General features: G+C 71.9%; 31 protein-coding genes. 12 read left to right on the top strand and 19 right to left on the bottom strand.

Translation table 11 applies throughout. The features are described from left to right. Positions 1 to 39: 39 nt before the first annotated feature. The 14 genes from ACFPQ9_RS21290 to ACFPQ9_RS21225 form a co-directional block, all read right to left on the bottom strand. A complete protein-coding gene (locus tag ACFPQ9_RS21290) occupies positions 40 to 1,146 on the bottom strand; it encodes a beta-ketoacyl synthase N-terminal-like domain-containing protein (RefSeq protein ID WP_380855231.1) in 1,107 nt (368 codons plus the stop codon). 5 nt (positions 1,147 to 1,151) lie between these two features. Next, a complete protein-coding gene (locus ACFPQ9_RS21285) occupies positions 1,152 to 2,021 on the bottom strand; it encodes an alpha/beta fold hydrolase (RefSeq protein WP_380855228.1) in 870 nt (289 codons plus the stop codon). 1 nt (position 2,022) lies between these two features. Then, positions 2,023 to 2,982, bottom strand: coding sequence for a beta-ketoacyl synthase N-terminal-like domain-containing protein (locus tag ACFPQ9_RS21280; RefSeq protein WP_380855225.1), 960 nt, complete (start codon positions 2,980 to 2,982; stop codon positions 2,023 to 2,025). After that, positions 2,979 to 4,115, bottom strand: a complete 1,137-nt coding sequence (locus tag ACFPQ9_RS21275) for a beta-ketoacyl synthase N-terminal-like domain-containing protein (RefSeq protein ID WP_380855326.1) — start codon at positions 4,113 to 4,115, stop codon at positions 2,979 to 2,981. Before ACFPQ9_RS21275 ends, ACFPQ9_RS21280 begins: the two co-directional genes overlap by 4 nt. After that, entirely contained in the window at positions 4,112 to 5,365 is a 1,254-nt protein-coding gene (locus ACFPQ9_RS21270) for a beta-ketoacyl-[acyl-carrier-protein] synthase family protein (protein ID WP_380855222.1), read from the bottom strand. Before ACFPQ9_RS21270 ends, ACFPQ9_RS21275 begins: the two co-directional genes overlap by 4 nt. Before the next feature lie 83 nt (positions 5,366 to 5,448). Then, the gene (locus ACFPQ9_RS21265) at positions 5,449 to 5,703 is read right to left on the bottom strand and encodes an acyl carrier protein (protein ID WP_380855219.1); all 255 of its coding nucleotides are present in this window, start codon (positions 5,701 to 5,703) and stop codon (positions 5,449 to 5,451) included. A 142-nt stretch (positions 5,704 to 5,845) separates the two neighbouring features. Continuing rightward, positions 5,846 to 6,772, bottom strand: a complete 927-nt coding sequence (locus tag ACFPQ9_RS21260; RefSeq protein WP_380855216.1) for an ApeI family dehydratase — start codon at positions 6,770 to 6,772, stop codon at positions 5,846 to 5,848. After that, a complete protein-coding gene (locus tag ACFPQ9_RS21255; protein ID WP_380855213.1) occupies positions 6,769 to 7,017 on the bottom strand; it encodes an acyl carrier protein in 249 nt (82 codons plus the stop codon). The genes ACFPQ9_RS21260 and ACFPQ9_RS21255 overlap by 4 nt, the downstream gene beginning before the upstream one ends. 31 nt (positions 7,018 to 7,048) lie before the next feature. Further along, entirely contained in the window at positions 7,049 to 8,077 is a 1,029-nt protein-coding gene (locus ACFPQ9_RS21250; RefSeq protein WP_380855210.1) for an SDR family oxidoreductase, read from the bottom strand. A gap of 37 nt (positions 8,078 to 8,114) precedes the next feature. After that, entirely contained in the window at positions 8,115 to 8,567 is a 453-nt protein-coding gene (locus ACFPQ9_RS21245) for a type II toxin-antitoxin system RatA family toxin (protein WP_380855207.1), read from the bottom strand. A 104-nt stretch (positions 8,568 to 8,671) separates the two neighbouring features. Continuing rightward, positions 8,672 to 10,273 carry an MFS transporter gene (locus ACFPQ9_RS21240; protein WP_380855204.1) on the bottom strand — a complete coding sequence of 534 codons (1,602 nt, stop codon included), beginning with the start codon at positions 10,271 to 10,273 and terminating at the stop codon, positions 8,672 to 8,674. A gap of 16 nt (positions 10,274 to 10,289) precedes the next feature. Then, entirely contained in the window at positions 10,290 to 10,541 is a 252-nt protein-coding gene (locus ACFPQ9_RS21235) for an acyl carrier protein (protein WP_380855201.1), read from the bottom strand. After that, positions 10,538 to 11,545, bottom strand: a complete 1,008-nt coding sequence (locus tag ACFPQ9_RS21230) for a beta-ketoacyl synthase N-terminal-like domain-containing protein (protein ID WP_380855198.1) — start codon at positions 11,543 to 11,545, stop codon at positions 10,538 to 10,540. The genes ACFPQ9_RS21235 and ACFPQ9_RS21230 overlap by 4 nt, the downstream gene beginning before the upstream one ends. Continuing rightward, complete coding sequence (locus ACFPQ9_RS21225) at positions 11,542 to 12,708, bottom strand: beta-ketoacyl-[acyl-carrier-protein] synthase family protein (RefSeq protein ID WP_380855195.1); 1,167 nt, start codon at positions 12,706 to 12,708, stop codon at positions 11,542 to 11,544. The genes ACFPQ9_RS21230 and ACFPQ9_RS21225 overlap by 4 nt, the downstream gene beginning before the upstream one ends. Before the next feature lie 237 nt (positions 12,709 to 12,945). On the opposite strand from ACFPQ9_RS21225, the gene ACFPQ9_RS21220 reads away from it, so the two are divergent. The 11 genes from ACFPQ9_RS21220 (at position 12,946) to ACFPQ9_RS21170 (ending at position 20,045) form a co-directional block, all read left to right on the top strand. Continuing rightward, on the top strand, positions 12,946 to 13,935 hold the full coding sequence (locus ACFPQ9_RS21220) for a thioesterase family protein (protein WP_380855192.1): 990 nt from the start codon (positions 12,946 to 12,948) through the stop codon (positions 13,933 to 13,935). Between the two features lie 5 nt (positions 13,936 to 13,940). Beyond that, positions 13,941 to 14,267 carry a DsrE family protein gene (locus ACFPQ9_RS21215; protein WP_380855189.1) on the top strand — a complete coding sequence of 109 codons (327 nt, stop codon included), beginning with the start codon at positions 13,941 to 13,943 and terminating at the stop codon, positions 14,265 to 14,267. Continuing rightward, positions 14,267 to 14,671, top strand: coding sequence for a hypothetical protein (locus tag ACFPQ9_RS21210; RefSeq protein ID WP_380855186.1), 405 nt, complete (start codon positions 14,267 to 14,269; stop codon positions 14,669 to 14,671). Before ACFPQ9_RS21215 ends, ACFPQ9_RS21210 begins: the two co-directional genes overlap by 1 nt. 1 nt (position 14,672) lies before the next feature. Beyond that, positions 14,673 to 15,050, top strand: coding sequence for a hypothetical protein (locus ACFPQ9_RS21205; protein ID WP_380855183.1), 378 nt, complete (start codon positions 14,673 to 14,675; stop codon positions 15,048 to 15,050). A 61-nt stretch (positions 15,051 to 15,111) separates the two neighbouring features. Further along, the gene (locus tag ACFPQ9_RS21200) at positions 15,112 to 16,296 is read left to right on the top strand and encodes a beta-ketoacyl-[acyl-carrier-protein] synthase family protein (RefSeq protein WP_380855180.1); all 1,185 of its coding nucleotides are present in this window, start codon (positions 15,112 to 15,114) and stop codon (positions 16,294 to 16,296) included. Further along, positions 16,293 to 17,252 (top strand): beta-ketoacyl synthase N-terminal-like domain-containing protein, encoded by a 960-nt coding sequence (locus ACFPQ9_RS21195; RefSeq protein WP_380855177.1) that lies wholly within the window; start codon positions 16,293 to 16,295, stop codon positions 17,250 to 17,252. The genes ACFPQ9_RS21200 and ACFPQ9_RS21195 overlap by 4 nt, the downstream gene beginning before the upstream one ends. A gap of 33 nt (positions 17,253 to 17,285) precedes the next feature. Next, positions 17,286 to 17,705 carry a 3-hydroxyacyl-ACP dehydratase FabZ family protein gene (locus ACFPQ9_RS21190; RefSeq protein WP_380855174.1) on the top strand — a complete coding sequence of 140 codons (420 nt, stop codon included), beginning with the start codon at positions 17,286 to 17,288 and terminating at the stop codon, positions 17,703 to 17,705. After that, positions 17,702 to 18,226 carry a 3-hydroxyacyl-ACP dehydratase FabZ family protein gene (locus ACFPQ9_RS21185; RefSeq protein WP_380855171.1) on the top strand — a complete coding sequence of 175 codons (525 nt, stop codon included), beginning with the start codon at positions 17,702 to 17,704 and terminating at the stop codon, positions 18,224 to 18,226. Before ACFPQ9_RS21190 ends, ACFPQ9_RS21185 begins: the two co-directional genes overlap by 4 nt. Beyond that, positions 18,219 to 18,980, top strand: a complete 762-nt coding sequence (gene fabG, locus ACFPQ9_RS21180) for a 3-oxoacyl-[acyl-carrier-protein] reductase (protein WP_380855168.1) — start codon at positions 18,219 to 18,221, stop codon at positions 18,978 to 18,980. The genes ACFPQ9_RS21185 and fabG overlap by 8 nt, the downstream gene beginning before the upstream one ends. Positions 18,981 to 19,075: 95 nt before the next feature. Further along, on the top strand, positions 19,076 to 19,507 hold the full coding sequence (locus ACFPQ9_RS21175; protein WP_380855165.1) for a DUF3995 domain-containing protein: 432 nt from the start codon (positions 19,076 to 19,078) through the stop codon (positions 19,505 to 19,507). Positions 19,508 to 19,556: 49 nt separating this feature from the next. Then, positions 19,557 to 20,045: a hypothetical protein gene (locus tag ACFPQ9_RS21170; protein ID WP_380855162.1), complete on the top strand. Its 489-nt coding sequence runs from the start codon at positions 19,557 to 19,559 to the stop codon at positions 20,043 to 20,045. A 78-nt stretch (positions 20,046 to 20,123) separates the two neighbouring features. On the opposite strand, the gene ACFPQ9_RS21165 is transcribed toward ACFPQ9_RS21170, so the two are convergent. Then, positions 20,124 to 20,873 carry a hypothetical protein gene (locus tag ACFPQ9_RS21165; RefSeq protein ID WP_380855159.1) on the bottom strand — a complete coding sequence of 250 codons (750 nt, stop codon included), beginning with the start codon at positions 20,871 to 20,873 and terminating at the stop codon, positions 20,124 to 20,126. Between the two features lie 317 nt (positions 20,874 to 21,190). Beyond that, entirely contained in the window at positions 21,191 to 21,715 is a 525-nt protein-coding gene (locus tag ACFPQ9_RS21160; protein ID WP_380855156.1) for an SRPBCC family protein, read from the bottom strand. A 57-nt stretch (positions 21,716 to 21,772) separates the two neighbouring features. On the opposite strand from ACFPQ9_RS21160, the gene ACFPQ9_RS21155 reads away from it, so the two are divergent. Continuing rightward, complete coding sequence (locus tag ACFPQ9_RS21155; RefSeq protein WP_380855153.1) at positions 21,773 to 22,357, top strand: TetR/AcrR family transcriptional regulator; 585 nt, start codon at positions 21,773 to 21,775, stop codon at positions 22,355 to 22,357. A gap of 95 nt (positions 22,358 to 22,452) precedes the next feature. On the opposite strand, the gene ACFPQ9_RS21150 is transcribed toward ACFPQ9_RS21155, so the two are convergent. The 3 genes from ACFPQ9_RS21150 to ACFPQ9_RS21140 are packed head-to-tail and all read right to left on the bottom strand — an operon-like array spanning position 22,453 to position 25,176. Continuing rightward, positions 22,453 to 22,683, bottom strand: coding sequence for an acyl-CoA carboxylase subunit epsilon (locus ACFPQ9_RS21150; RefSeq protein WP_380855150.1), 231 nt, complete (start codon positions 22,681 to 22,683; stop codon positions 22,453 to 22,455). Then, positions 22,680 to 24,227: an acyl-CoA carboxylase subunit beta gene (locus ACFPQ9_RS21145; protein WP_380855147.1), complete on the bottom strand. Its 1,548-nt coding sequence runs from the start codon at positions 24,225 to 24,227 to the stop codon at positions 22,680 to 22,682. The genes ACFPQ9_RS21150 and ACFPQ9_RS21145 overlap by 4 nt, the downstream gene beginning before the upstream one ends. After that, the gene (locus ACFPQ9_RS21140; RefSeq protein ID WP_380855144.1) at positions 24,202 to 25,176 is read right to left on the bottom strand and encodes an ACP S-malonyltransferase; all 975 of its coding nucleotides are present in this window, start codon (positions 25,174 to 25,176) and stop codon (positions 24,202 to 24,204) included. The genes ACFPQ9_RS21145 and ACFPQ9_RS21140 overlap by 26 nt, the downstream gene beginning before the upstream one ends. Between the last annotated feature and the right edge of the window lie 26 nt (positions 25,177 to 25,202).

Below are 25,202 nucleotides of genomic sequence, written 5' to 3'. Positions count from 1 at the left end.
CCAGGGAAGGGAACGTACCGGGGGAGCGGGCGGCGGCGGTCAGCGCAGGCGCAGCAGGGCGCAGCCGACCGAACCCGTCCGGTCCACCGAAGTGACCAGGCCGATGCGGCCCGCCGGTCCGGCGGGGTGGACCTCGGCGTGTGCGAGCAGGGCGGCCAGCTGGAAGCCGCCCGCCGCCGCGCCCGTGTCACCGATCAGCTCGTGCGGCGCCAGCTGATCGGCGCCGTGCGCGGCGCCCAGGGTCTCGGTGAGGGCCGCGTCCTCGTCCAGGCCCGCCCGGTCGGTGCTTCCGGAGCGGACGACCACGGCCACCTCGTCGGCGCTCACCTCGGCCCGGGTGAGGGCACGGCGCAGGCAGGAGGTGAGGGCGGAGCGCACATCGTCGTCGAGGACGACGCCCAGCTCGACGGCGAGGATCTCCGCGAGCACCGGCTGGCTCTCGTCCCCGGCCGCCTCGACGAGCAGCATGGTGCTGCCCTCGCCGAGCGGCGGCGCCTGCTCGGGGTCCTGCTCGGCCGAGTGGTGCTCCAGCCAGGCCCGGGACCGCGAGAATTCCTCCGCCGTGCCGCACAGGACGCTCTCGGCGTGGCCCGAAGTCAGCAGCCGGCGGGCGTAGTTGAGAGCGTGCAGTCCGGCGCTGCGGCCACCGGCGATGGTGGTGTTGGGGCCCTTGAGCTGGTACCAGATGGCGCTCTGGCCGCTCGCGCAGTTCATCACGGTGTTGGGGAACTGGGCGGGGTCCACGAAGAACGGCTGATCGCCGGTGAGCGAGTCGCGGGTGAAGTCCATCATGGACTGCGCGCTGCCGGTGGTGGTGCCGAGGGCGAAGGCCGCGCCCTCGCCGGTGCCGACCCGCTGGTTGCGCTCGCTCTCACCGAGCAGGGTACCGACCGCGGTCACCGTCAGACCGGTGACCCGGTCCATCGAGCGGGTGCCCTTGCGGCCGAGTTCCTTGCGGGTGTCGAAGCCGGGCACCAGACAGGCGTCGGGGCTCGGGGTGTCGGTGTGGTCGGGGCCGAGCGGCGCACGGGTGGGACGGTTCGCCCGGATGCCCGAGATGAACGCGGCTCGGCCGATGCCGAAGGGCGACACGGCAGACCACGCGGTGATGACCAGACGGTGCGCGGCCGTTGCGGTAGCAGTCATGCTCGTCACGTTTCTGTGCGGACGGGCCCCGCGGGTCGGGACCCGGTGGTGAGGGTTTCTCGGGGCTCCAGGACCGCGTCGAAGAAGGTCTGGAGCTCGGCACCGAACAGTTCCGTCTCGTCCACCATCGGGAAGTGGCCGCTGCCGGTGAGGATCCGCAGCCGGGCATCCGGCAGCGCCGCGGCGATCGCGGTGGCGTTGTCCGGCGGGGCGGCGAAGTCGGCGGCACCTGCGAGCACCAGGCACGGCGCGGTGATCCGGTCGGTCCGCAGATCGGGGGTGCGCAGGTACAGGTCGAAGAAGCGGATCCAGCCGGCGGGCCCGATCCACTCCCGGACCCGCTCCGCCATGGCCACCTCCGTCTCCGGGGCGATACGGCCCCGGGACTGGGCGTGGATGCCCTCGCGCAGGATCAGATGGAAGTCGTTGAGGTAGTAGCTGATGGCGGGCCAGTCGAAGGCGTCGTGCCGTCCCCGGTAGAACGGGGCGGTCAGCACCAGGGCCCGGATGCCGTGCAGGGCGAACGGGTCGCGGCCCGCACGCTGCTCCCGGTCGAGCAGTTCGAGCAGGACGTTGGAGGACATCGAGTGGGCGACCACCGCGTCCGGGCCGCCGGGCACCGCGAGCAGTGCCTGCTCCACCCACCGGCCCAGATCCGGGTCGTGCCCCCAGCCCGCGAGCCCCTGTCCCCGCCACGGCAGTTGAGCGAACCAGAGTTCCTGACGCCCGGCGAGAACGTCCCCGGCCCGCTGCCACATCGTGTCGTTCCCGGCGAGCCCGTGCAGGAACAGGACCTTGGGAGCGCCGGGTGCGGCGGCTCCGTACCGCCGCACCTCGACCGGGGACATCGTCGCGGGATCGTCGGCTCCCAGCACCTCAGGCTCCCTGGGGAGCCAGCAGCGCCACCCCGGCGGCCGGGTCCGCCACGTCCGCACCGGCCACCGTGAACACCGGGCCAGTGCCGCCGCCGTCGAACCAGCCGGTCGCCGCGGCCGCCTGGAGCACCCCGAGGGCGCCCGACGCCCGGCCGGGTCCGAAGCCGGCCCGGGGCACGCCGGGCAGCAGGTCGTCGGGGAGCGCGCCGGAATCGGTCTGGGGGGTCTGCCAGCGGGCGGGTGCCGCGCCGGACCCCAGCGCGCTCAGCCGATCGAGGCAGGAGCGCACATCGGCCGCGGCCCGGTAGCCCAGGTAGACCGCACGGACCGGGGCCGAGCGCTCGCGCGCCGCCGCCTCCCGCTCCAGTACGACCGCCGCGCCGCCGTCGACGGCGACCCTGCCGTCGCCGAGCAGCCGTCGCACCGTGTCGTTGTCCGGTTCGACTCCGATGACCAGGACCCGGTCCGTCCGGCCCGCCGCCAGGACGGTGGCGGCCCAGTGCAGGGCGTCCAGGCCGGAGGTCGCGCCGTTGCAGACCATCAGGTTGGGACCGCGCAGGCCGAACCGGATCGCCACCGAGGAGGCGATGACATTGCTGGAGGCGTTCGGCAGGTCCATCGGGGAGGTCCCCGACACCGTCTCGGTGTGAAGGGTGTCCAGGGCCCGGGTGACGGTGTCCAGGTTGCCGAAGTTGGAGCTGGCGACCACGCCGAGGCTCTCGGCCGGCACGGTCGGACCGTCCTCGTCGAGCAGGCCCGCGTCCCGCAGCGCCTTCCACGCGAGTCCGTACGCCAGTTGGGTGGCCCGGTCCTTGTACCGCAGGCCCTTCTTGCCGACCACCTGCTCGGGGGCGACCGGCTCCGCGTCCGGCGCGGGGCCCGCGACCAGGGCGGCGGGCGAGTCGGCGCCGGGGATCAGGACGGCGGCCCCGGTGATCACGATCCGGTCGGACCGGCTCATCGGGCCCCCTCCACGATCGCGACGGCGTTGATCCCGCCGAAGCCGAAGGCGTTCAGCTGCATCAGGGTCATCTCCTCGTCTCGCGGTGCGCCGGTGACGAAGCGGAAGCCCTCCGCCTCGGCGACCGGATCGTCCAGGCCGACGGTCGGCGGCACCCTGCCCTCGCCCAGCGCGCGCAGGCCCACCACCAGGTTCAGCAGTCCGGAACCACCGGAGGTGTGTCCCGTCATCGACTTGATGGCGGTCATGAGCGGGCGGCCGCGGTCCGCGCCGAACACATCGGCGAGCGCGACCGCCTCGGCCTCGTCGTTGAGCAGGGTGCCGGTGCCGTGCAGCATCACCAGATCCAGGTCGGCCGGGGTGACCCGGGAGATCCGGTGCGCCTCGCGCATCGCCACGGCGATTCCCTCCGGGGACGGCGCGGTGGCGTGGTACGCGTCGCAGTTGACGGCGACGCCGCGCAGCCGGCCGTGCACCTGCTCCCCGTAGCCGTCCCGGCGCAGCACGACGGCGGCGGCGCCGTCGCCCATCAGCACTCCGGTGCGATTGCGGTCGAAGGGCCGGACGCGTTCCGGGGCTGTGGGGTGCACCCGTTCGAGCAGGCCGTGCATGCTCTCCGTCAGAACGTCGACGCCGGCCACGATCACCGTGTCCGGGCCGCCCTCCTGGGCGAGCAGATCGGAACCGAGGGCGAGCGCGTACAGGGAGGCGGAGCAGGCGTTGGAGAAGGTGTACGTCTGCTCGGCGCCGAAGCGCTCGCGCAGCGCGGGTCCGAAGTGCAGGTCGTGCTCGGTGAGTTGATGCTCGCCGCGCCACCACAGCTCCGCGGAGCGCAGCTCACGCAGGCCGGTGCCGACCAGGATCGGGATGCCGCTGAGGTCTTCGCTGAGCCCGGCCTCCTTCGCCGCCTGGGCGACGGCCTGCAGCAGCAGGGCGGTGGCGCGGCCCGCGACGTCCTGGCCCTCGACCGGGCGGTCGTCCACCTCGTAGGCGTGCCGGGCGCGGAAGTTGGCGCGCTCGAAGCCGCGCAGCGGGGCGTGCCCGGTCACTCCGGCGCACAGGTTGTGGAACAGTTCGTCGATGTCCCGGCCGGTGCTCGCCACAGCCCCGATGCCGGTGATGGCCTGGTTCAGCACAGCGCCTGCTCCTTCTCTTCCGTGTCGGCCCCGTCGTAGCGGCCGAAGAGGACGACGGCGTTGTTGCCGCCGAAGGCCAGACCGTTGTTCTGCACGACCTTGAGGTCGGCCTCGATGGCCTGGTTCGGTACGCAGTCGACGTCGCACGCCGGGTCGGGGGTGACGTGGTTGATGGTCGGCGGCACGAAGCGGTTGTCGATGGCGAGTGCGCAGCCGATCGCGCCGAGCGCGCTGGCGGCGCCCATGCTGTGCCCGAGCATCGACTTCATGGACACGGTGCGCGGCGGGACGCCGCCGAACACCTGCCGTATCGCGCCGACCTCGGTGACGTCGTTGGCCTTGGTGCCGGTGCCGTGCGCGGAGATCAGGTCGACCTGTTCCGGCGCGACCCCGGAGTTCTCCAGGGCGCGTTCCATGCAGCGGGCGACGCTCGCCTGGTTCGGGGCGACCTGGTGGTAGGCGTCGCAGTTGAGGCCGTAGCCGAGGACTTCGGCGTAGATGTGGGCCCCGCGGGCGACCGCCGACTCCAGGCGTTCCAGGACCAGGACGCCCGCGCCCTCGCCGGTCAGGATGCCCTTGCGGTCGATGTCGAAGGGCTGGCAGCGGTGGGGCGCGATGGTGCCGAGCCGGTAGAACCCGGTGAAGGTCTTGCGGCACATCGCGTCGGCGCCCCCGCAGAACGCGAAGTCCGCCTCGCCGGAACTGACCGCGTCGAAGCCGTAGCCGATGGCGTAGTTGCCGGCCGCGCAGGCGGTCGGTACGGTCACCGCCTCGACGTCCGAGAGGCCGAGCTCCTGGGCGATGGCGACCGACAGGCGTCCGGCGGGAACCCGCCGGGCCGCCTCCGGGTCCATCTTCTCGGCGCCCAGGCCGATGTCGGCCTCCACCAGCTGGTCGAGGTCGTACGACTCTCCGTCGGTCGTGCCGATGGAGATCAGGCCGCGCTGCTCGCGCAGCCGCTGTGGATCGAGGCCGGCGTCCTGGAGGGCCATCCGGGCCGCGGCCACCGAGAACTGGGTGGCCCGGCCCAACTGGCCCAGCGGAAGGTTGTCGATCCACCGGTCCGGATCGAAGCCGGTGACCTCGCACCCGGTCGAGTGGGAGTAACCGCTGGTTTCGAAGACCGATATCGGCTTTGCCCCACTGCGGCCCGCGCGGAGTCCGGCGAGGAACTCCGTGACGCCCAGGCCGATACTGGACACCACCCCCAAGCCGGTGAGCACGACCCGGCCCTGCTGTGCTGACATGCCACCCTTCCGATCCGGTTGACCCGATTGTTCTCGTATGACGCCGACTGGCCGGTGCGCCCGTGGACGGGCGCCGGACGCGACTACCAGCGGGCGGCCTCGGCCACCACCTGGTACACGCCGTCGATGTTCACCATCCGCGGCAGTTCGCTCTGGTCGATGACCACGCCGAACTTCTTCTCCAGAGCGGCGAGGATTTCAATGGCGCGGAGCGAATCCGCCTTGTGGTCCTCCTTGAAGAGGCTGGTCCCGGTGACCTCGTCCTCCTCGATCTCCAGAATGTCGCAGACAATCTCCTTGATGGCGTCGATACGCTCGGCCAGCTGGGTTTCGGACATGCAAAGCCCTCCTTGGGCAAAGGGATTCGTCATTCTCGGGAATTCTTGCGAAGGGGCCTCATCGGCTTCCTGTCACGTAATTCTCGTTCGCATCCCGGAGTGGGAAAGCAGAATCTGCAGGAAGTTGCCAGAGGGAATTCGGTCAGCCGCGCAGCACGGCCGCGGGGCGACGCGCGAGCACGGCGGCGCCCACGGTCAGGACCACCTCGCCGCGCACCCGGGTGCAGCCCTCGAAGATCTGGATGTCATCGACGGTGCGGGTGAGCCGCACCGAGTGCTCCAGCAGGTCGCCGGGGAGCACCGGGGCGCCGAAGCCGAGGTCGGTGTAGCCGCCGAGCATCAGGACCTCTTCGGCCAGGACGTCGGTGTTGGCCCGCTCGGCGGTGGCGAGCACGGCGGCGGCCTGGTTGAAGGACTCCATCAGGAGCCCGATCGGATAGCCGTACGCGGCCGGTCCCGCGGCCTCGTCGGCGAGATGGCGGTAGCACGGCTCCGAGAAGGTCACCGCCTTGACCGCGGCGACCCGCTCGCCCGGGCGGAACTCGTCGACCCGGTCGATCAGCAGCATCTGGTCGCGGTGCGGGATCCGGGCCATCACCTCGGGCAGTGACAGCGGCCCCAAGTCGGCTGTGTCACCGGGCGGCCGGTCATCGCCCGCGAGCGGTCGCACCGCCGAGTCCGCCGTCTCGTACCGCAGCCGGATCCGGGCGACCTGGTGTTCCTCGGTGGCCGCCGTCGCACGGCACACCCAGCCCCGGGCGTCATGGGTCCAGCGCAGCGTGAACACCAGCGTGTCGCCGGGGTACGAGGGGTGCAGGAAACGGGCCGACTCCAGGCGCGCCAGGCGCAGTCGAGGGGCGGCGGCCGGCGGGTGGGCCAGGGCCGCGAGGTGCGCGGTCTCGACGAGGAAGACGCCGGCGAAGATCGGGAAACCTCGGTAGTGGCCGTGGAAGACGGACTCGCCGGGGTCGAGCGGCAGGCTGACCGCCACGCCGTCGGAGCCGGTGCCGTCGGTGCGTACCTCCGTGAACGGGGCACGCACCGACCGGCTCGTCGGGTACCGGGTCATCCGGTGATCTTCGCGTTGAGCAGGTTGAAGGTCTGGCCGAAGTTGGTGATCTGTCCGAACTCCTCCTCGGAGATCTTCACGCCGAACCGCTTCTCCAGTTGGACGAGGATCTCCAGGCCCATCAGGGAGTCGACGCCGAGTGTCTCGACGTAGTGGGCGTCGTCGGTGAGTTCCTCCAGTTCGACGTCCAGGGCGTCCGCGACCAGTTCGCGCAGTTCTTCCTTGTCGAGCGTGGCCGTTGTCATATCGGGTTCCTTCCAGGGTGGTCGGGTGCGGTCAGGCCGCTATGAGGGTCCATGGCTCGGGGGCCCGCCGGGCGTGCCGGGACTTGGCGTCGGCCCACCAGCGGACCGACTTCGCCAGCACGTCCGCCGGGTCCACGACCGTCTGGGTGGGGCGGAACGGGGTGGGCATACAGGCGTAGCCCTCGAACGCGGAGAGCAGTTCCAGGGCGCGCTTCTGCACCGTGGAGAAGTGCCGTGCGGTCAGCGGCAGATGGAAGCGGCGCCAGGTCTCGGAGGGGATCACCGGGGCCACCGGGACCGGGGCGATGCCCCGCTCCGCCCGCCACGCGTTGACCGCGCCGCAGATGCCCTCCGCCAGGTCGGTCACCCGCAGACAGCCGGCCGGCCCGGCCGCGATGGTCTCCACCACCGGAGCGCTCGGCGGCATTCCCAGGGCGGCGGCCACGATCACCTCGGTCACCTGGTCCACCGGCGCCAGCTCGATGAACCCGGCGGGGTTCCCGACCAGCGCGGGCGCGAGCCCGGAGACCAGCGTCTGGACCATGGCGTACGGACCGGTGAGGCGGGCGATCGCCCCGTCGGCGCGGCGGCCGAAGACGAGCGGCGGCCGCACGATGGTCAGCGCGCCCGGGTGCTTCGAGCGGACCAGTTCCTCGGATTCGGCCTTGGACCACTCGTAGGTGTTGCGGAAGCGGCCGAATCCGGCTCCGGAGCCCAGGATCGCCGGGTCCTGGCCCTCGACGTACGCCGTCGAGATGTGCACCAGATGCGTGTCGGCGTCGACGAGGTCGAGCACCGCCTCCGTGGTGCGCACATTGGCCGCGACGGCTTCGTCCGGGGTCATGGTCCAGCGGGTGGACGCGGCACTGTGGATGATCACGTCCCAGTGGCCGCGCAGTTCGGCGGGGGCCGGCTCGGCTCCGAGCACCCAGCCGGTCTCGCCGGGCCGGGAGGGCCGGCGGGTCACCGAGGTCACCTCGGCCCTCCCGCCCAACGCCGCCAGCCGGTCGGCGACTTCACTGCCGACGACGCCGCCGGAACCGGTCAGCAGGATCTTCATCGGGTACTCCTCGGGGATCGGGTGGCTGGGGCGGTGGTCATCGCGCGCTCGCGGCCGGCACGGCGACCCGCTCCGCGATCCGGTCGAGGACCACCTCGGTGAAGTCCCGCAACGCGCCCTCGGCGATGGGGTGGACCATGGCGTCGAGGAGCGGGATGCCGGCATCGAAGTCGAGCCGCAGCTCCACCACGGATCCGGCGCCCTCGGGCGCCACCAGCCAGTGGCCGGACAGGGCCGCGAGGTCGCCGTGCGTCTGGGAGAAGTCGATCCGGCGCGCCGCGTGGTCGACGACGGCCTCCTCCTGCCAGGTGAGGAGGGCCTCGCCGAGCCGTACGCGCCAGCGGCTGCCCTGCCGGTCCGCGTCCTGCCACAGCAGGTCGACCGCCGCGATCTCGGGGACGTACGAGGGGAGGGTGGCCCGGTACGCGAGCGCTTCCCAGGCCCGCTGCACGGTCGCCCCGGTGGCGCGGCGCGTGGTGATGGTGGGCATGCTGTTCCTTTCCAGTCCTTCCGGTTCTTTTCGGTACGCACCGGGCGATCGGGCGCGGGAAGAGAGTGCGAACGGGAGAGCGCGGTCGAGCGGCCCCGTCCGTGTCAGCGGGCCGAGGCCACCGGTTCCGGCCCGGCGGTGCGCTCGTCGTGCGGTCCGGCCGGTGCCCGGTCGCCCCGTGCGCTCTCGTGCAGGTCCTTGGCCCGGACGAACAGCAGCGCGATGAGGGTTCCGAAGGCGACGACCACGGAGCAGACGACCATGGTGTCCTCGAGTCCGCCGACGAAGGCGGCGCGCACGGCGTCCGCCGCCTGCCCGGTGGCCTCGCCGGGCAGCGCGGCCACCGCCTCCGGCCCGGCGCCCGAGGCCACAGCCTCGCCGAACTCATCGGTACGGCTGCCCAATTGGGCCCCGAGCGCGGTCTCCTCCAGGGCGTGGGTGACCCGGCTCTGGAAGAGTGCGCCGAACGCGGCGATGCCGACGGCGATGCCGACCTGCTGGAAGGTCTCACCGATGCCGGAGGCCATGCCGGCCTTCTCCGGCTCCGCCACACCGACCGAGTAGGCCGCGCGCATCGGCGTGTAGATGCCCATGCCGATGCCCTGCACCACCATGCTCGGCAGCAGCGCGGTCCAGCCGCTGTTCTCGTCGATCAACGTCATCAGGGCGATCCCGGTCGCCATCAGCGTCCCGCACGCGGTCGCCAGCAGCTTTGGCGAGACCATCGTGGTCAGCGGGCCGGTGAGCGCGCCCGCCACGAAGATGGTCAGGGTCATCGGCAGGAACCGCAGCCCCGTCTCCCAGGCGGTGAGTCCGAGAGCGTTCTGCAGATAGGAGATCTCCAGGAAGATCGACCCGAGCACGGCCGAGTTCCACACCAGCGCCGACGTGGAGACCCCGTTGAAGGTCGGGATACGGAAGAGCGAGAGGTCCAGCATGGCCGCCTCGCCGAGCCGCCGCTCGATGACGTAGAAGACCAGGAGCAGTACGGCGGCGCCGCCGAACATGCCGAGGATGGGCGCACTGGTCCAGCCCTCCGCGTGACCGCGCAGGAACCCGGTCACCAGCAGACCGAGCGCACCGGAGAAGACCACCAGGCCCGCCCAGTCCACCGGGTGCTCGGTGCTGCCCTTGGACTCGCGGATGCGCAGGACACCGATCAGGATGGCCAGGACGCCGATCGGCACGTTGAGCAGGAAGATCCAGCGCCAGCTCAGATACTCCGTGAGCCCGCCGCCGATCATCGGTCCGAAGGCGATGGCGAGCCCGCCCACGGCGCCGAAGACACCGAAGGCCTTGCCGCGGTCCTTGCCCTGGAACTCATTGCTGAGCAGGGCGGGGCCCACGGCGAAGAGCACGGCCGCCCCGATGCCCTGGACGCCGCGCGCCAGGTTCAGCACGACGATGTCCTGGGCGAGTCCGCAGGCGAGGGAGGCCAGGGTGAAGACGACGAAGCCGACGTTGAACACCCGCTTGCGGCCCAGCTTGTCGGCGAACGACCCGCTGGTGAGGAGGAACACGGCGAGCGTCAGGGCGTAGGCGTCGAGTACCCACTGCAACTCGGTGAAGTCCGCTTCGAACGTGGTCCGCAGGTCGGGCAGGGCGACGTTGACGACGGTGAGGTCGAGCAACAGCATGAAGGTGGCGGTGGAGACGATGGCGAGGGTCCAGCCGCGCCCTCCCGTGCCCGTCTCTGTGGTTCCCACGGCGGATGACGTCCTCTCAGACATGGGAGATCTTCGCGTTGAGCAGGTTGAAGGTCTGGCCGAAGTTGGTGATCTGTCCGAACTCCTCCTCGGAGATCTTCACGCCGAACCGCTTCTCCAGTTGGACGAGGATCTCCAGGCCCATCAGGGAGTCGACGCCGAGGGTCTCGACGTAGTGGGCGTCGTCGGTGAGTTCCTCCAGTTCGACGTCCAGGGCGTCCGCGACCAGTTCGCGCAGTTCTTCCTTGTCGAGCGTGGCCGTTGTCATATCGGGTTCCTTCCAGCGGGGTTGAGATGAGGGAATGCGGGTCGGGCTGGTTCCGGCACCACCCGGGCGACGGTGATGGCGCCCGCGCCCGTCGCGGTCACCACCAGGTGCTCACCGGCGGCGCCGACCAGGGCGTCCGCGACCTCCCGGACGGCGAGCAGAGAGCCCGTACCGGCCGGCACCGGGTCGGTGAGCACCTCGGCGACGGCTCGCGCGACCGCAGAGCCGTCTCCGATCAGGCGCGTTCGCCGGTCCGTGGGAGGCACGACCCCGAGTCCGGCGAAGGCCGCGGCCAGCGCGGCCCGGGCCCGCTCGGTCCCCGACGCGGAGCCGGCGGTGTGCGGGGAGAGGAAGACCGAGCGCACCCGGACCCGGCCGAGTGCCCGCCCGCCCCGGGCCCGGACCGCGGCCGCGTCCTCGACGACCAGCGCGAGCGCGCCGTCCTCGGTCCGCCCGGAGCTGTGCACGGCCGCCTTGTCCGCCTCCGGGACCGGGGCCTCGGTGACGCCCGCGAGCAGCCAGCGGGCCCGCCCGGAGCGCAGCGCCCGCAGTCCCTCCTGCAGCGCTTCGAGCCCCGCCGAGCGGGGGCTGTGCACGGCCAGGCTGAACCCCTTGAGCCCGTGCTCCATGGCGACACGGCTCGCGAGAAGGTTGGGCGAGAAGTACGGCACCCCCGCCGGCGAGATCAGGTGCGCCTCGCCGGACACGGTGGCCCGGTCGACCTCGGCGTGCACACCGGACACCCCGTGGTTGGTGCCGACCGCGACCGCGCGCTCCTCCTCGGGCACCGCGAGCAGCGCGTCCCGGATGCCGTCCGGTGCCAGGGCACGCTCGACGGCGGCGAGCAAGTACTGGCAGGACGGCGGCAGATGGCGGTAGCCGCGGCCCAGTTCGGCACGGTGGTCGAACCACGGGGATGCCGCGTCGGCCGGATGGTCCGGCGGCAGGGCCGAACCCACGGCGGTGACGACGAAGTCGGTGGGTGCCAGGGAGCCTGAGGTCATGACGGTGCTCCGGTCAGCGCGAGGGAGATGTTGTTGCCGCCGAAGGCGTAGGCGTTCACCAGCGCCACCCCGGAGTCCAGCGCGGTGGGCGCCGTGGGCAGGTGCACGGGGCACTCCGGGTCGAGCTCGGCGATCGGCACATTGCCGGGGACGGTGCGGTGGTGCAGGCACAGAGCGGCGAGCACCGTGCCCAGCGCCCCGGCACCGCCCGCCAGATGCCCGACGATCGCCTTCAGGTTGTGCAGCGGGATCCGGCCGAGCCGCGGTCCGAACACCTCGGCCATGGCGGCGGCTTCGGTGGAGTCGTTGAGTTTGGTCCCGGTGGCGTGCGGCACGATCAGCGCGACGTCCGCGGGCTCGGCGCCGGCCTCGGCGAGAGCCGCCCGCATGGCCCGGGCGGCCTGTGTGCCCGCCGGGTCCGGCGCGGTGAGGTGGGCGGCGTCGCAGCTCCACCCGGAGCCGGCGAGCCGCGCGTAGATCCGCGCCCCGCGCGCCCGGGCATGCGCGACCGTCTCCAGTACGACGGCTCCGGCGCCCTCGCCGAGCATCACACCGGCGCGGTCCCGGGCGAACGGACGGGGCCGGTCGGCGCCGAGCGCGCCCATCCGGTTGAACGCGGCCACGGTCACCCTGGAGTAGGCCTCCGCGCCGGCCGCCACCACCACATCCGCCTCGCCGTCCCGGATCATCTGCGCGCCGAGCGTGATCGCGTAGCCGCTGCCGGCGCAGGCGTTGCTCAGATTGACGGCGCCCGCACCCGCGCCGAGCCGCGCGGCGAGGGCCGAGGCCTGCTCGAACGGCGGCGACGCGACCGGCCGGGACGCCGCCTGCCCGGCCCGCACCAGTTCGACCTGGCGGGCGTCGCCGACGCTGGACCCCGTCACCACGGCCACACGGTCCGGCGCCACCTCATCGACCCGGGCGTCCGCACCCGCCTCCAGGCCCGCCCTGAGGGTGTAGCGGGTCGCCGGACCGAGATCGGCGTCCGCCGTCGACGGCTCCGGTGGCACCAAGTAGTAGAGGGGCAGAGGAACTCGGGCGTCGGGGTCGGGCACGCGGTCGGGAGGTGCCGTGTCGCGGGCGAGGACCCCGGACCAGAACGCCTCGGCCCCGGAGCCGAGGCGGCTGACGACGCCAAGGCCGGTTATGGCGATCTCACTCACCGTGCACCCTTCCAATCTGCTGGGGACCTCGGGCCCGGCCGAGACTAGGCAGGTCACGACGGCCCCAGCAGCAGATCGGCAGCAAGCTGTAAGGTTCCGCGGCCCGGCGGCACGCACAGGCGCAGGAACCTGTCAAGACCACGGGTCCCAGGGGCTGTTCGTCCTAGCTTTCAGGGCAGCCCGGGCATGATCGAAGCCCGCGGGCGACTTCCGACGACTCCCGAAGAGGAACAGCCGATGTCTGCCACGAACAAGGAATACGCCCTGGACGCGGTGGTGACCGCCCTGATCACCCAGCCCACCGAGACGACGGTGCGCCCCCGCTACGAGGGCAACAACATCAACACCTGGATCGGCTTCAAGCACGTCAACTACCTCGTGGAGGAGGCCGTCCTGGGGCACTTCCGCGCGCACGGCCTGCCCTCGCGGACGCTCTTCGAGGAGTACGGCCTCGGCCTTGAGATCACCGACCTCGACACGCGCATCCTCAACGCCTTCCACCTCGACGAGACGGCCACGGCCCGGGTCGAGCCGGTCGGCGAGGGGGACACGCTCGCCTTCCGGGTCGTGCTCACCAAGGACGGCCAGAACAAGGACGTGACCTCCAAGGTCAAGGTGGCGCTGCGCCGCGAGCGCTACGTCGACGACGCCTACGCGGTGCCCGCCGAGCTGAAGCGGTTCGCCGTCGAGAGGATCGCCACCGCCGAGCCGGTCCGCGACGCCGAGCTCCTCCCCACCGCCGACCTGGGCCTGACCGCCACGCACAACACCGACCCGCTGCTCAAGGAGCTCACCGAGGGCAGCAACGCCATCGCCTGGCGGTGGCGGATCGCCTACCCGTACTGCCACAACAACGAGCGCCTGCAGATGTCCGGCTATCTGCGCCTGATGGAAGAGGCCAAGGACCGCCTCGTCGCGCACCGGGGCATCTCCATCAAGACCCTGCTGGACGAGCGCAAGTGGATCCCCGTCGTCCCGCACTCCAAGATCCGCTTCCTGGACGAGGCGCTGATGGAGGAGGAGCTGCACATCGTCTTCACCGTCGAGGAGGTCTTCAAGGACGTGACCTACACCTCGCGGATGGACTGCTACGTCATCCGGGACGGCAAGCTCGTGCCCACCGCCACCGGCACCATCGTGCACGGCTACGCGGTCTTCGAGAACCGCAAGGACTGGTCCCTCGTCAACTTCGACCAGCACGTCCTTGCGGCCCTGCGCGGCGAGTGACGAGCATGACCGGCTTCGTACTGATCGAGTCGAACGGACGGGAGTCCGGGCCGGGCTGCGCCCGCTTCCTCACCGACGCGACCGCCCTGGCCCGGGCCGGACACCCGGTGCGGGTGGTGCTCCTCCAGGAGGGCGTCACCGCCGCGCTGCCCGGCGCCCTGGCCGAGCTCGACCAGGCACTGCGGGCCGGCGCCGAGCTGTGGGTCGACGAGTTCTCTCTGGCCCAACGCGGCCTGGCCATCGAGGCGTTGGTGCCTGAAGCCAGGACGATCGGGATGGCCGAGGTGGCCGGCGAGCTGCTCGCCGACGACACCAAGGTGGTGTGGCACTGATGGCCCGTACCCCGCAGACCGATGTGCTGCTCGTGGTGATGGGACCGCCGCACAGCGGCGAGCTCGTCACCTCGGTGTTCCGGCTCCTCCAGGCACTTCTGGAGCGGGGCGCCAGTGTCCAGGTGTGGGCCTGCGGCTACAGCGCCATGCTGAGCCAGGAGGCCCTGGGCGAACACAAGCCGGCCAACCTGCTCGACCGGTACGCCGAGTACCCGACCACGGTGGCCCTGATCCGCGAACTCCTCGACGCCTTCCCCGGCCGGCTCTTCTGGTTCGGCTGCCGCGCCTGCAGCGAGCACCGCGGCGCCACCGGCCATATCCCCGAGGTCCGTGCGCGGGCGCCGCACACCTTCGGCGGCCATGTCCGCTCCGCCACCCGGACGCTGTTCATGGGGGTGGCGTGAGATGACCTCACTGGCCATCGTCGAGCGCGCCTACCGGGGCGCGCTGGAGGTCGCGTACTTCGACGCCCTCTACCTCGGTATCGAGATCCACCGGCAGCTGGGACTCGACGTCCTGCTGCGCGGCGAGGCGGTCGGCTACGCGCTGGCGGCCCCCGCCGCACCACCGGTCCGGATCGGCGGGCGGCTGCTCACGACCCTGGACACACCACGGGACGACCTGCGGCGACTGCGTGACGCGGGCGCCGGGATCTGGGTGGAGGAGGACGGACTCGCCGCCCTCGGGATCGGCCGGGACCGGCTGATCGACGGCGTACGGACCGCGGCCCCCGGTGAACTCGCCGCCCGCTGGCCCGAGTACGACCGGATCTTCCACCTCTGACGCGCCGTCACCGACCGGGCGCGCGCCGCCACGATCAGCAACTGAAAGCGGGAGACTCAAGGTGACCGAAGTCGTCATCACCGGCCTGGGGGCGCTGTGCCGTCTCGGCGCGGGCGTGGACCGGTTCTGGCAGGGACTGCTCGACCCCGTCCGCCCCACCCCGTCCGTCGCCCCGGACCCCTTGGCCCATGTGCCCATCCCGGCCTTCCACTTCCTGCCCGAGGGCGCGCTGCCCGAGGTGCCCACGAACGTGGACGGCCTCGCGATCGGCCGTGCCACCCGGGCCGCCCTCACGGTGGCCAGGGAAGCGGTCGCCGACGCCGGCCCGACCGGAACCGACCCCGCGCGCACCGCCGTGCTGTTCGGCTCCTCCATCGCCGACGCTTATGTCATCGAGCAGTGGCGCGGCACCGAGTCCTTCCCGGAGGACGACCGCTGGACCCCGGTGTTCGCCACCGCGTCCGTCGTCGCCCGGGAGCTCGGAGCGCACGGCACGGCCAGCACCTTCAGCAACGCCTGCTCGGGCAGCGGCTATTCGATGGCGACCGGCGTCGACATGATCCGTGCGGGTGAGGCGGACACCGTGATCGCCGGGGGCTTCGAGACGTACTCGCGGGTCGCGCACGCCGCGTTCAACCAGGTGGGAGCGCTCGACCCGGTCAGCTGCCGTCCCTTCGACGCCACCCGCGGCGGCACCGTGCTCGGGGAGGGCGCGGGCGCGGTCGTCCTGGAGCGGGCGGATGCGGCGCGAGCCCGTGGTGCCCGTGTCTACGCGACCCTGACCGGCTCCGGATGGAGCTGCGAGGCGTACCACGCCACCGGTCTCGACCCGGACGGCGGCCAGATCATCAGGGCGATGCGGGACGCCCTCGCCGAGGCGGGCCACACCCCCGACGAGGTCGACTTCGTGGTGCCGCACGCCACCGGGACCAAGCTCAACGACCTCATCGAGACCCAGGCGATGTACGGGGTGTTCGGCGAGCGCACGGCCGAGATTCCGCTGTACAGCCTGAAGGCGCTGCTCGGGCACACCGGTGGCGCCTCGGGCGGGCTCGCCGTCGTGGCGGCCGCGCTCTTCCTGCACCACCAGGTCATGGCGCCGAACCTGCCCGTGGCCGACCCCGACCCCGAGTGCCCGGTGCGGGTGCCGGTCGAGCGGACCCCGGCCGGCCGCGTCGCGATGGTCAACTCCTATGCCTTCGGCGGCAACAACATGTCCCTTCTGCTGCGAGGTGAGCCGCGATGACCGCCACGACCACCACCGCCGTGGACCCGGTGATCACCGGTATCGGTGTGGTCACCCCCGAGGTCCTCGACCCGGCGGGCGAGCGGACCGGCGCCTGGTTCGACCACCGGGCCCAACTGGGCCGGGGCTACAAGTACTTGCCGCAGGCCAGCCAGTATCTCCTCGCCGCGACCGGCCGGGCGCTCGCCGACACCGGCGCCGACCTGGCGGACGTGCCCGAGCATCACCGCGCGGTCACCATCGGCACCAACAACGGGATGTCGCGGCTGTACGGCGAGTTCGACCGCACGGTGATCGAGAGCGACTCGACGCTGCTGAGCCCCGCGTCGGTGCCGTACTTCTCGGTCAACCTGGTCGGCAGCCGGGTGGCGATGGAGCACGCCCTGAAGGGCTACAGCCTCGGCGTGCACAGCCCCGCGGTCGCGGGTCTGGAGGCCCTCGAACACGGCAGCAGGGCGCTTCTCGCCGGGCGGGCACGGTGGCTCCTGGCCGGTGCCGCCGAGTCCCCCCTCGACTGGTCGGAACCGGGCAGCGAGGGCAGCGAGGACGGGGCTGTGGCGCTGGTCGTGGAGCCGGCCGCGGTCGTCGCGGCACGCGGCGGCCGGGTGCACGGCCGGGTCCGGGTGCGCAGCTTCCTGCTGCCGCCGCCGGTCGCCGCGGCCGCGGACGGGGCCGGTACGGCCGCCCGGCTGCTCGGCGCCGCCCTCGACGGGCTCGGCCTGTCCGGACCGCTCCCTCCCGTACGCCTCGTGGGGGCGGACGACGCCGTCACCGAGGCCGTCGCGGCCGGGCTCGGCACCGCGGTCGCCCGCCACCCGGCCGGCGTCGGGTGCCTGACTCCGGTGCTGCACGTCACCGAGGCCCTGCGGGAACCAGGTGCCGGGCCGCAGCTGGTCGTCGGCGTCTCCGCCCAGGGCAATGTCTCGCTCACCCATGTGACGCCCCGGCCGCACTGAACCCGCCCTCAGACGAAAGGAGTTGTACGTCCCATGACCGTGGGCTTCGCCACCCCGCTCAACCGCACCGTGCAGATCCCGGAAACCCGCCCGGAAGGCGCCGTCGCCCGGATCAGCGTGGCCGCCGACGAGCAGGTCTTCCGCGGCCACTACCCGGACTTCCCGATCTTCCCGGGGGTCTGCCTGGTCGAGTGCGTCCATCACGCGGTCCGGGCCCACCCGCCCGCCACCGGCCGCCCCGTGCTCACCGCCGTGGAGTCGGTGCGCTTCCTCAGCCCCGTGTTTCCCGGCGACGACCTGACCGTGGAACTGGCCTGGAAGCTCAAGTCCGGCGCCTGGAAGGCGTACGCGACGCTGTCCACGGCCCGCGGCAGAACCGCGCAGATACGCCTCGGGTACGAGCTGGCGGATTCCGGCTCCGAGGCGACCGAGGCGATCGAGGGAGCCGCATGATCACCGCGAGCCGTATCAAGGAGACGCTGCCGCACCGCTACCCGATGCTGCTCGTCGACCGTGTCACCGAGATCGACCCGGGCGTCTCCCTCACCGCCGTCAAGGCGATCACCTGCAACGAGCCCTGGTACGCCGATGTGCCGGACGGCGCGGACGACGCCGATCACGCCTATCCGGTCTCCCTGCTGGTCGAGTCCTGGTGCCAGTCGGCGGGGGTGCTCGCGACCTGGGAGCGGGTCAGCGCCGAGGAACGCGCCGGTCTGGTCATGCTCTTCGGCTCGATCAGCGGCATCGAGGTACACGGCGAGGCCCTGCCGGGGAGCCTGGTCGAACACCGGGTGCGCCATGTCCGCAGCGTCGGCACGACGCTGATCTTCGAGGGAGAGAGCCTGCTCGACGGCCGGCCGCTGCTGACCGTCGGCTCGATCGTGATCACCATGCGCCCGGGCGGCGAACTGGCCGCCCCCGAGGACCAGGGCGCACCCGTCCGTACGGAACAAGGAGAGTCCACCCGTGCCTGAGCAGCATGACAACAAGCCGGCCGCGAAGGTGGCCCTGGTCACCGGAGGTTCCCGGGGCATCGGCCGCGCCTGTGTCCTTCGCCTCGCCCAGGACGGCCACGACGTGGCGTTCTGCTACTCGTCGCAGGCCGAGGCCGCCGAACTGGTCCGCAAGGAGGCCGCGCAGTACGGCACCAGGGTCCTGGCCGCCCGCGCCGACGTCGCGTCCGCCGACTCGGTGCGCGGCCTGGTCAAGCAGGTCGGCGAGGAGCTGGGCCCGATCGACGTGCTGGTCACCTCGGCCGGTATCGTGCGGGACAACCCCCTGCTGCTGATGAAGGACGACCAGTGGCAGGAGACCCTCGACGTCAACCTCACCGGCACCTACAACGCCTGCCGGGCGGTCGTCTTCGAGATGCTGAAGCGCCGCTCCGGCAGCATCATCACGGTCTCCTCGGTCGCGGGCGTCCACGGCACCCCGACCCAGTCCAACTACGCCTCCACCAAGGCCGGGATCATCGGATTCACCAAGTCCGTCGCGAAGGAGGTGGGCCCGTACGGCATCCGTGCCAACGCGGTCGCTCCGGGCTTCATCGAGACGGACATGGTGGCCGGGCTGGACGCCGGCCATATGCGCAAGATGGTCGAGCGGGTCCCGCTCGGCCGGGTCGGCACCGCCGACGAGGTGGCCGAGCTCGTCGCCTTCCTGGCCTCCGACCGGGCCGCGTACATCACGGGGACCGTCGTGCAGATCGACGGCGGCATCGTCGTCTAGGGCACCGGTCCGGCGTTCGGCCCGATCGTGTTCGGCGGGCGCGCACGGTCCGCGCCCGCCCACCCCCCCCGTATGAACCGAGAGAAGAGGCGGTCATGATCCCCACCCTGGTCACGGCAGTCCTGACGGCAGGACTGACGGTCATCGGCGTGCTCCATTTCATCTGGGCGTTCTCGCCGTGGCCGCTCAAGGACGAGGTGGCCTTCACCAAGGCGGTGCTCGGCAACGCGAGCGGCACCATGCCGCCGGCGCCGCTCTCCGCCCTGGTGGGTGTGGTCCTGCTCGGCGGCGGCGCCGTCAGCCTGATGACCAACGGGTCCGTTCCCGAGGTCGGACCGGACTGGCTGTGCATCGCGGGCAGTTACGGACTCGCTCTGGTGCTGCTCGGCCGTGGCCTCGGCGGCTATCTGATGGGGGCGAACGCCACCGGCGAGTTCCAGCGGCTCAACGCGGTGCTGTACTCGCCGCTGTGCATCGCGCTGGGTCTCATGAGCGGCGCCATCGCGGTGTACGCGACCGTGCGCTGACCGACCGTCCGGCGCTGGGAAGCAGCCCGCACGAGGGGGAGTTGATGTCATGGCCGCGAAACCGCCGCCGACGGCGGCACGGGAGCGCACCGGGCTGACGGACCACGACGTGGCCCACTATTTCAAGGCCCTGGAGCGGGCGGTCGACCGCACCGTCCGGGCCCCGGCCACCGGCCGCCTCGGCGACGAGCGGCTGAGGGTCGCGGCCTGGATCCACCAGGTGTACCGCAACCCGCTGTCCCCGGCCGTCTTCGCGCGCCCGCCCGGCCGGGCGATGCGCGACGCCAGGCGTGCCCAGGCCACCGCGCTGGCCCGGCGCCTGAGCGTCGTTCGGGTCTCGCTCACCCCGGCCGTGGAGGTGCGGTCGACCGCCGCGACGGCGGCGCTGTGGGCGGTGGTCGAGGACGCGGTCACCCACGGTCCGCGCCCGCCCTACGAGCAGGTCGTCGCCGACGCGTGGAGCGTGATGCGGGCAACCCTGGCCCCCGTACGCCCCCACACCCCCCTGCCCTTCGTGCGCGCCGCAGGGGCGTGGTGAGTGCGCCGCCGCCACAGCTGAAGGAAGGCCGCCCCCCGGCAGCGTGAGCTGCCGGGGGGCGGCCTTCGTACGGGGCGGTTACCCGGCGGCCAACTGCGGCTCCAGGAGCCCCAGTTCGACGGCCCGTGCGCCCGCCTGGAACCGGGAGCCGGCACCGAGCTCCTGCATGAGGCCCGCGACATGACGCCGGTAGGTGCGCACGGACAGGCCCAGGGCCTGCGCCGCGGCCTCATCGGTGCTGCCGGAGAAGAGGGACTCCAGCACCCGCCGGGTCATCTCGTTACGGCTGCGCACGAAGATCTTCCGGTAGTAGGCGGCCGGGGTGGCCTTGGACCAGGCCCCCGTGTACAGGGTGTCCAGGGCACGCAGCACGGCCGGGACCCGAACGGTCAGCGACTGCCGCCCGGCTCTGCCGAATTCGGCGTTGAGCAGGGCGATGCTCTCGTCCACGATGACCACCGCCTGGTGGCGCTGGCTGGATATCCGCAGGTGCAGGCCGGTGTCGGGGCCGCACTGGTCCAGATGGCGCCGGACATGGGGGTCGTCGAGGATCCCCGGGCCGCCGAGGATACGGACGGTGACGCCGGCGGCGTTGATCTGCCGCAGCCGGTCCATCAGCGTGGTGAGGCTCTGCACGCCGGCGCGGCCCGAGGTGGGGGCGCGATAGGGAAGCGCGAGCGACACGGACCGGCGCGCGGTGGAGATCAACCGCTCCGCGCTCATTCGGATCCGCTCGTCGCTGGGGTCCGGCAGTACGGCGAGCGCGCCGCCGGCCGGTCCGCTGGTGTCCCGCGCCTTGGACACCGCTTCCTCGACCAGAACCCGCATGCGCAGCAACGCGTGTTCCAGGTCGTTTCCGATAGGTGTGGCACTACGGTCCGGGTGAAGCCCGTGACCCGTCATGTTCTTGATCCCCCGCTCTTGTCTTTCCCTCATGACGGGGCGTCAGCGTTCCGAGGACGGCGGCCTTGGTCGTCGGCGCGCGGTCCCCTCGGCACGTACCCCCGTACATGACATGGAATATGACGCCGGTGACCTGGGACGACACTGTCCCGGTCGGGCGTCTCGATCAAGCTACGTGCGCGCGCGAGAGCAGGCAATGGGCGGGGGCACAAGGTGCCGTCGACGAGCGGTGGACATCGCTGTCATTCGGCCGGGCTGGCAGGTTTCTGACGTGAGCCGGATGCAACCCGGCGGATCAGCCGCAGGAATCGCACCCGGGCGCTCCAGCGCGCGGGATGCGCGACCGTACCGGTCAGGGTGCGCTCGACGCCGTCGAGGCCGTCCTCGATCAGCGCGTCGTGCGTCCAGCGGAACATCATGGGCCAGGTCAGCCGGGCCGCTCCGCGTGCGCGCATCGACAGGGTGTGGCGCAGTGCGGCATGGCCGTCACGGGCCGGATGCACGGTGAACTCGTGGAACCCGTGGAAGCCCCGCGGGGCGCTGAACTCGAAGCGGACCCACTGCCCCGGCACATACGCGGCGACCGTGTAGCGGACCGGTCCGTGCCCGCCGTGCGAGCCGACGGCCAGGCCCCGGTCCAGGTGCAGCGCCGGCCACTGCCCGCCGGGCCACACCTGGTCGTCGGGGCCGGCGAGGGAGTCGAGCAGGGCCCCCACGTCCTCGGGCCTCGCCGGGAACACACGCTCGTGAACATTGAGCACAGCCACCAGGAACCTCGTTTCAGAGAGCAGTCTCTATTTGTATTGGAGGGTACGCTCCAATACATGGCGAGGCCATCTCGGTACGACAGGGACCAGCTGCTGGACACGGCGCTCCGGCTGGCCGCCGCGACGGGCCCGCACGGCGTCACCATGGCCGCGGTCGCGAAGGAGCTGGGCGCGCCGAGCGGGTCGGTCTATCACCGCTTCCCGTCCCGCTCGGCGCTCCTTGGCGCGTTGTGGGTGCGCACCGTCGAGAGCTTTCAGGAGGGCTGGTTCGCCGCCCTCGACGACGTCGATCCACACCGCGCCGCGCGCGGCGCCGCACACCATGTCGTCGCCTGGAGCCGCGCCCACCCCCATGCGGCGGCCGTCCTGCTGCACGGTCCGGACGCGTTCGGGCAGCCCGACTGGCCCGCCGACGACGCACGGCGGGCCGCCGCGAACCGCCGCCGGGTCCGGAGCGCGGTCGCCCAACTGTGCGAAGCACTTGGCGCCCAGGACCGGATGGCGGCCGAGCGGGTCGCCCTGGCCGTCATCGATCTGCCGCTGACCGTCGTACGGCGGCCGCTGCGCGCGGGCGAGGAGCTGCCCGCTCACGCGGAGCAACTCGCGCAGGAGTCCGCGGCGTCGCTGCTCGCCGGCCTGTGACGCGGCCCGGCGGAGGGGCCGGCCAGGTGACAGGGTTCAGCGGAGGGCCGGCCAGAAGACGGGGTTCAGCGGAGGGGCCGGCCAGGTGACAGGGCTCAGCGGAGGGCCGGCCAGGAGACGGGCGAGCGGTCGACGGGCCGGTCCCAGGTCGCGGCGGCCGGCTCGGAGCCGGGCTGCGGCCCGTCGTCGGCCGCCGTGGCGAGGGTGGTGAGCAGGACCGTGACGACGGCAAGCTCCTCGGCCGTCGGGGCGCCCCTGATGACCTTCAACAGGGTGGCTCCGAGCGGCCCTTCGAGCGGCGGCTCCGGCGTGTCCGTGCCGCTCATGCGGGGGGATTGCCGTGCTTGCGCGACGGCAGCGGCGCGTGCTTGGCGCGCAGCATCGACAGTGCTCCGATCAGCGTGGAGCGGGTGTCGGCGGGGTCGATGACATCGTCGACGAGTCCGCGCTCGGCGGCGTAGTACGGATGCATCAGCTCGGCCTTGTACTCCTTGACCAGTTGCTCCCGCGTCGCGTCCGGGTCGTCGGCGGCGGCGATCTCACGCCGGAACACGACGTTGGCGGCGCCCTCGGCACCCATCACCGCGATCTCGTTTGCGGGCCAGGCGAGCGAGAGGTCGCACCCGATGGAACGCGAGTCCATGACGATGTACGCGCCGCCGTAGGCCTTGCGCAGAATGACCTGGACACGCGGGACGGTGGCGTTGCAGTAGGCGTAGAGCAGTTTGGCGCCGTGCCGGATGATGCCGCCGTGCTCCTGGTCCACGCCGGGCAGAAAGCCGGGCACATCGACCAGGGTCACCAGCGGGATATTGAAGGAGTCGCACATCTGCACGAAGCGCGCCGCCTTCTCGGAGGAGTGGATGTCCAGGACCCCGGCGAGGGCCTGGGGCTGGTTGGCGACGATGCCGACGACCTGGCCGCCGAGCCGGGCCAGGGTGGTGATGACGCTGCCCGCCCAGCGCTCGTGGACCTCCATGTGCTCCCCGTCGTCGACGAGTTCGGCGATGACCTCGCGCATGTCGTACGGCCGGTTGCCGTCGACCGGCACCAGATCGGACAGACGCTCGCAGCGCCGGTCGACCGGGTCCTCGACCGGCATGGACGGCGGCAGCTCACGGTTGTTGGCCGGGAGCATCGACAGGAGATAGCGGACCTCGGCGATGCAGGTCTCCTCGTCGTCGTACGCGAAGTGCGCCACTCCGGAGGTCCCCGCGTGCACATCGGCGCCGCCGAGGCCGTTCTGTGTGATCTCCTCGCCGGTCACCGCCTTGACCACATCGGGCCCGGTGATGAACATCTGCGAGGTGTCACGGACCATGAAGACGAAGTCGGTCAGTGCGGGGCTGTAGGCGGCACCGCCCGCGCACGGGCCGAGCATCACGCTGATCTGCGGAATGACGCCCGACGCCTTGGTGTTGCGCTGGAAGATCCCGCCGTAACCGGCCAGGGCGCTCACACCCTCCTGGATGCGCGCCCCCGCGCCGTCGTTCAGCGAGACCAGCGGGGCCCCCGCCGACAGCGCGAGATCCATGATCTTGTGGATCTTGGTGGCATGGGCCTCGCCGAGCGCCCCGCCGAAGATCCGGAAGTCATGGGCGAAGGCGAAGACCGTGCGGCCCTGAACCGTGCCCCAGCCGGTCACCACCCCGTCGGTGTACGGCCGCTTCGCCTCCAGTCCGAACCCGGTGGCCCGGTGCCGGCGCAGCTGTTCCACCTCGGTGAACGAACCCTCGTCGAAAAGCAGCGCGAGGCGTTCCCGCGCGGTCAGCTTGCCCTTGGCGTGCTGCGCCTCGGTGGCCCGGTCCACCCCGGCGAGCACGCCTTCCCGGATGCGCGCGAGCTCATCGACCTTCTCGGCCGGCGTCATCGTGAACTCCCCTCGTCACTCGGTCGGTGGGCAGGGCGTCGGGACCGTCCACCGACAGCACCTCGATCGCGGGGGCGATCCGGCGGATCATTCCCGCGAGGGTGCTGCCGGGTCCGAGCTCGACCAGGCGGCGGCAGCCGAGCTCCTCGGTGAGGGTGCGCACCGACTGCTCCCACAGCACCGGCGAGGTGAGCTGGCGGGCGGCCAGCTCCGGCCAGTCGCCGTCGCCGCCGTGGGGCCGGGCGTCGACGTTCGCCACCACCGGCAGATGCGCCGGCGCGAAGACGGTGTCCCGCAGGGCGAGCCGCAGGGCGTCCGCGGCGGGCGCCATATAGGGGCTGTGGAAGGCGCCCGCCACCTTGAGCCGGATCGCCTTGGCGCCGATCGACGGTGCCCGCTCGGCGGCCAGCTCAATGCCTTCGGCGGAGCCGGAGACCACGGTCTGGCCCGGCGCGTTGACATTGGCGACCCACAACTCGGCGCCTTCGTCGCGCAGTTCGCGCACCAGCTCCGTCACATCCGGCAGCGGCGCCGCGACCAGGACGCCCATGGTGCCCTCGCGCATCCGCGTGGCGTCGCGCATGGCCCGGCCCCGCGCGGCGACGAGCCGAGCCGCCGCGTCGACGGTGAGCGCGCCGGCCGCGACCAGGGCCGTGTACTCGCCCAGGCTGTGCCCCGCACACGCCACGACCGTGCCGGGCAACACGTCACGGCGCATCATCTCGGCATGGGCGACGACGCCCACGGCGAACACCGTGAGCTGGGCCAGGTCGGTGCGCAGCAACTGCTCGGCGGGGGTATGCAGGAGCAGTTCGGAGAGGTCTTCTCCAGTGGCTTCGGAAAGGGACTCGGTGAGTTTCCAGGACGGGGTGTCCCGCCAGACCTCGCCCATTCCCGCCTTCTGTGTCCCCTGTCCGGGAAACACCAGGCCGATGGATGGCTGATTCATGATTTCCGTCTTCCGCAGGCGTGTTC

This window comes from Streptomyces coerulescens, from assembly GCF_042657965.1.
Classification (GTDB): Bacteria; Actinomycetota; Actinomycetes; order Streptomycetales; family Streptomycetaceae; genus Streptomyces; species Streptomyces coerulescens.
The sequence above is the reverse complement of the archived record's forward strand: the minus strand, read 5'-3'. Positions and strand labels throughout refer to the sequence as shown.

Excerpts from the sequence above, each read along its gene's own strand:
- ACFPQ9_RS21235 (WP_380855201.1), bottom strand. The coding sequence starts at position 10,541 with ATGACAACGGCCACGCTCGACAAGGAAGAACTGCGCGAACTGGTCGCG.
- ACFPQ9_RS21245 (WP_380855207.1), bottom strand. The coding sequence starts at position 8,567 with ATGCCCACCATCACCACGCGCCGCGCCACCGGGGCGACCGTGCAGCGG.
- ACFPQ9_RS21280 (WP_380855225.1), bottom strand. The coding sequence starts at position 2,982 with ATGAGCCGGTCCGACCGGATCGTGATCACCGGGGCCGCCGTCCTGATC.
- ACFPQ9_RS21255 (WP_380855213.1), bottom strand. The coding sequence starts at position 7,017 with ATGACAACGGCCACGCTCGACAAGGAAGAACTGCGCGAACTGGTCGCG.
- ACFPQ9_RS21205 (WP_380855183.1), top strand. The coding sequence starts at position 14,673 with ATGACCTCACTGGCCATCGTCGAGCGCGCCTACCGGGGCGCGCTGGAG.
- ACFPQ9_RS21260 (WP_380855216.1), bottom strand. The coding sequence starts at position 6,772 with ATGACCCGGTACCCGACGAGCCGGTCGGTGCGTGCCCCGTTCACGGAG.
- ACFPQ9_RS21145 (WP_380855147.1), bottom strand. The coding sequence starts at position 24,227 with ATGACGCCGGCCGAGAAGGTCGATGAGCTCGCGCGCATCCGGGAAGGC.
- ACFPQ9_RS21215 (WP_380855189.1), top strand. The coding sequence starts at position 13,941 with ATGACCGGCTTCGTACTGATCGAGTCGAACGGACGGGAGTCCGGGCCG.
- ACFPQ9_RS21250 (WP_380855210.1), bottom strand. The coding sequence starts at position 8,077 with ATGAAGATCCTGCTGACCGGTTCCGGCGGCGTCGTCGGCAGTGAAGTC.
- ACFPQ9_RS21265 (WP_380855219.1), bottom strand. The coding sequence starts at position 5,703 with ATGTCCGAAACCCAGCTGGCCGAGCGTATCGACGCCATCAAGGAGATT.
- ACFPQ9_RS21270 (WP_380855222.1), bottom strand. The coding sequence starts at position 5,365 with ATGTCAGCACAGCAGGGCCGGGTCGTGCTCACCGGCTTGGGGGTGGTG.
- ACFPQ9_RS21220 (WP_380855192.1), top strand. The coding sequence starts at position 12,946 with ATGTCTGCCACGAACAAGGAATACGCCCTGGACGCGGTGGTGACCGCC.
- ACFPQ9_RS21140 (WP_380855144.1), bottom strand. The coding sequence starts at position 25,176 with ATGAATCAGCCATCCATCGGCCTGGTGTTTCCCGGACAGGGGACACAG.
- ACFPQ9_RS21290 (WP_380855231.1), bottom strand. The coding sequence starts at position 1,146 with ATGACTGCTACCGCAACGGCCGCGCACCGTCTGGTCATCACCGCGTGG.
- ACFPQ9_RS21190 (WP_380855174.1), top strand. The coding sequence starts at position 17,286 with ATGACCGTGGGCTTCGCCACCCCGCTCAACCGCACCGTGCAGATCCCG.
- ACFPQ9_RS21165 (WP_380855159.1), bottom strand. The coding sequence starts at position 20,873 with ATGCGGGTTCTGGTCGAGGAAGCGGTGTCCAAGGCGCGGGACACCAGC.
- ACFPQ9_RS21230 (WP_380855198.1), bottom strand. The coding sequence starts at position 11,545 with ATGACCTCAGGCTCCCTGGCACCCACCGACTTCGTCGTCACCGCCGTG.
- ACFPQ9_RS21175 (WP_380855165.1), top strand. The coding sequence starts at position 19,076 with ATGATCCCCACCCTGGTCACGGCAGTCCTGACGGCAGGACTGACGGTC.
- ACFPQ9_RS21150 (WP_380855150.1), bottom strand. The coding sequence starts at position 22,683 with ATGAGCGGCACGGACACGCCGGAGCCGCCGCTCGAAGGGCCGCTCGGA.
- ACFPQ9_RS21210 (WP_380855186.1), top strand. The coding sequence starts at position 14,267 with ATGGCCCGTACCCCGCAGACCGATGTGCTGCTCGTGGTGATGGGACCG.
- ACFPQ9_RS21170 (WP_380855162.1), top strand. The coding sequence starts at position 19,557 with ATGGCCGCGAAACCGCCGCCGACGGCGGCACGGGAGCGCACCGGGCTG.
- ACFPQ9_RS21155 (WP_380855153.1), top strand. The coding sequence starts at position 21,773 with ATGGCGAGGCCATCTCGGTACGACAGGGACCAGCTGCTGGACACGGCG.
- ACFPQ9_RS21195 (WP_380855177.1), top strand. The coding sequence starts at position 16,293 with ATGACCGCCACGACCACCACCGCCGTGGACCCGGTGATCACCGGTATC.
- ACFPQ9_RS21185 (WP_380855171.1), top strand. The coding sequence starts at position 17,702 with ATGATCACCGCGAGCCGTATCAAGGAGACGCTGCCGCACCGCTACCCG.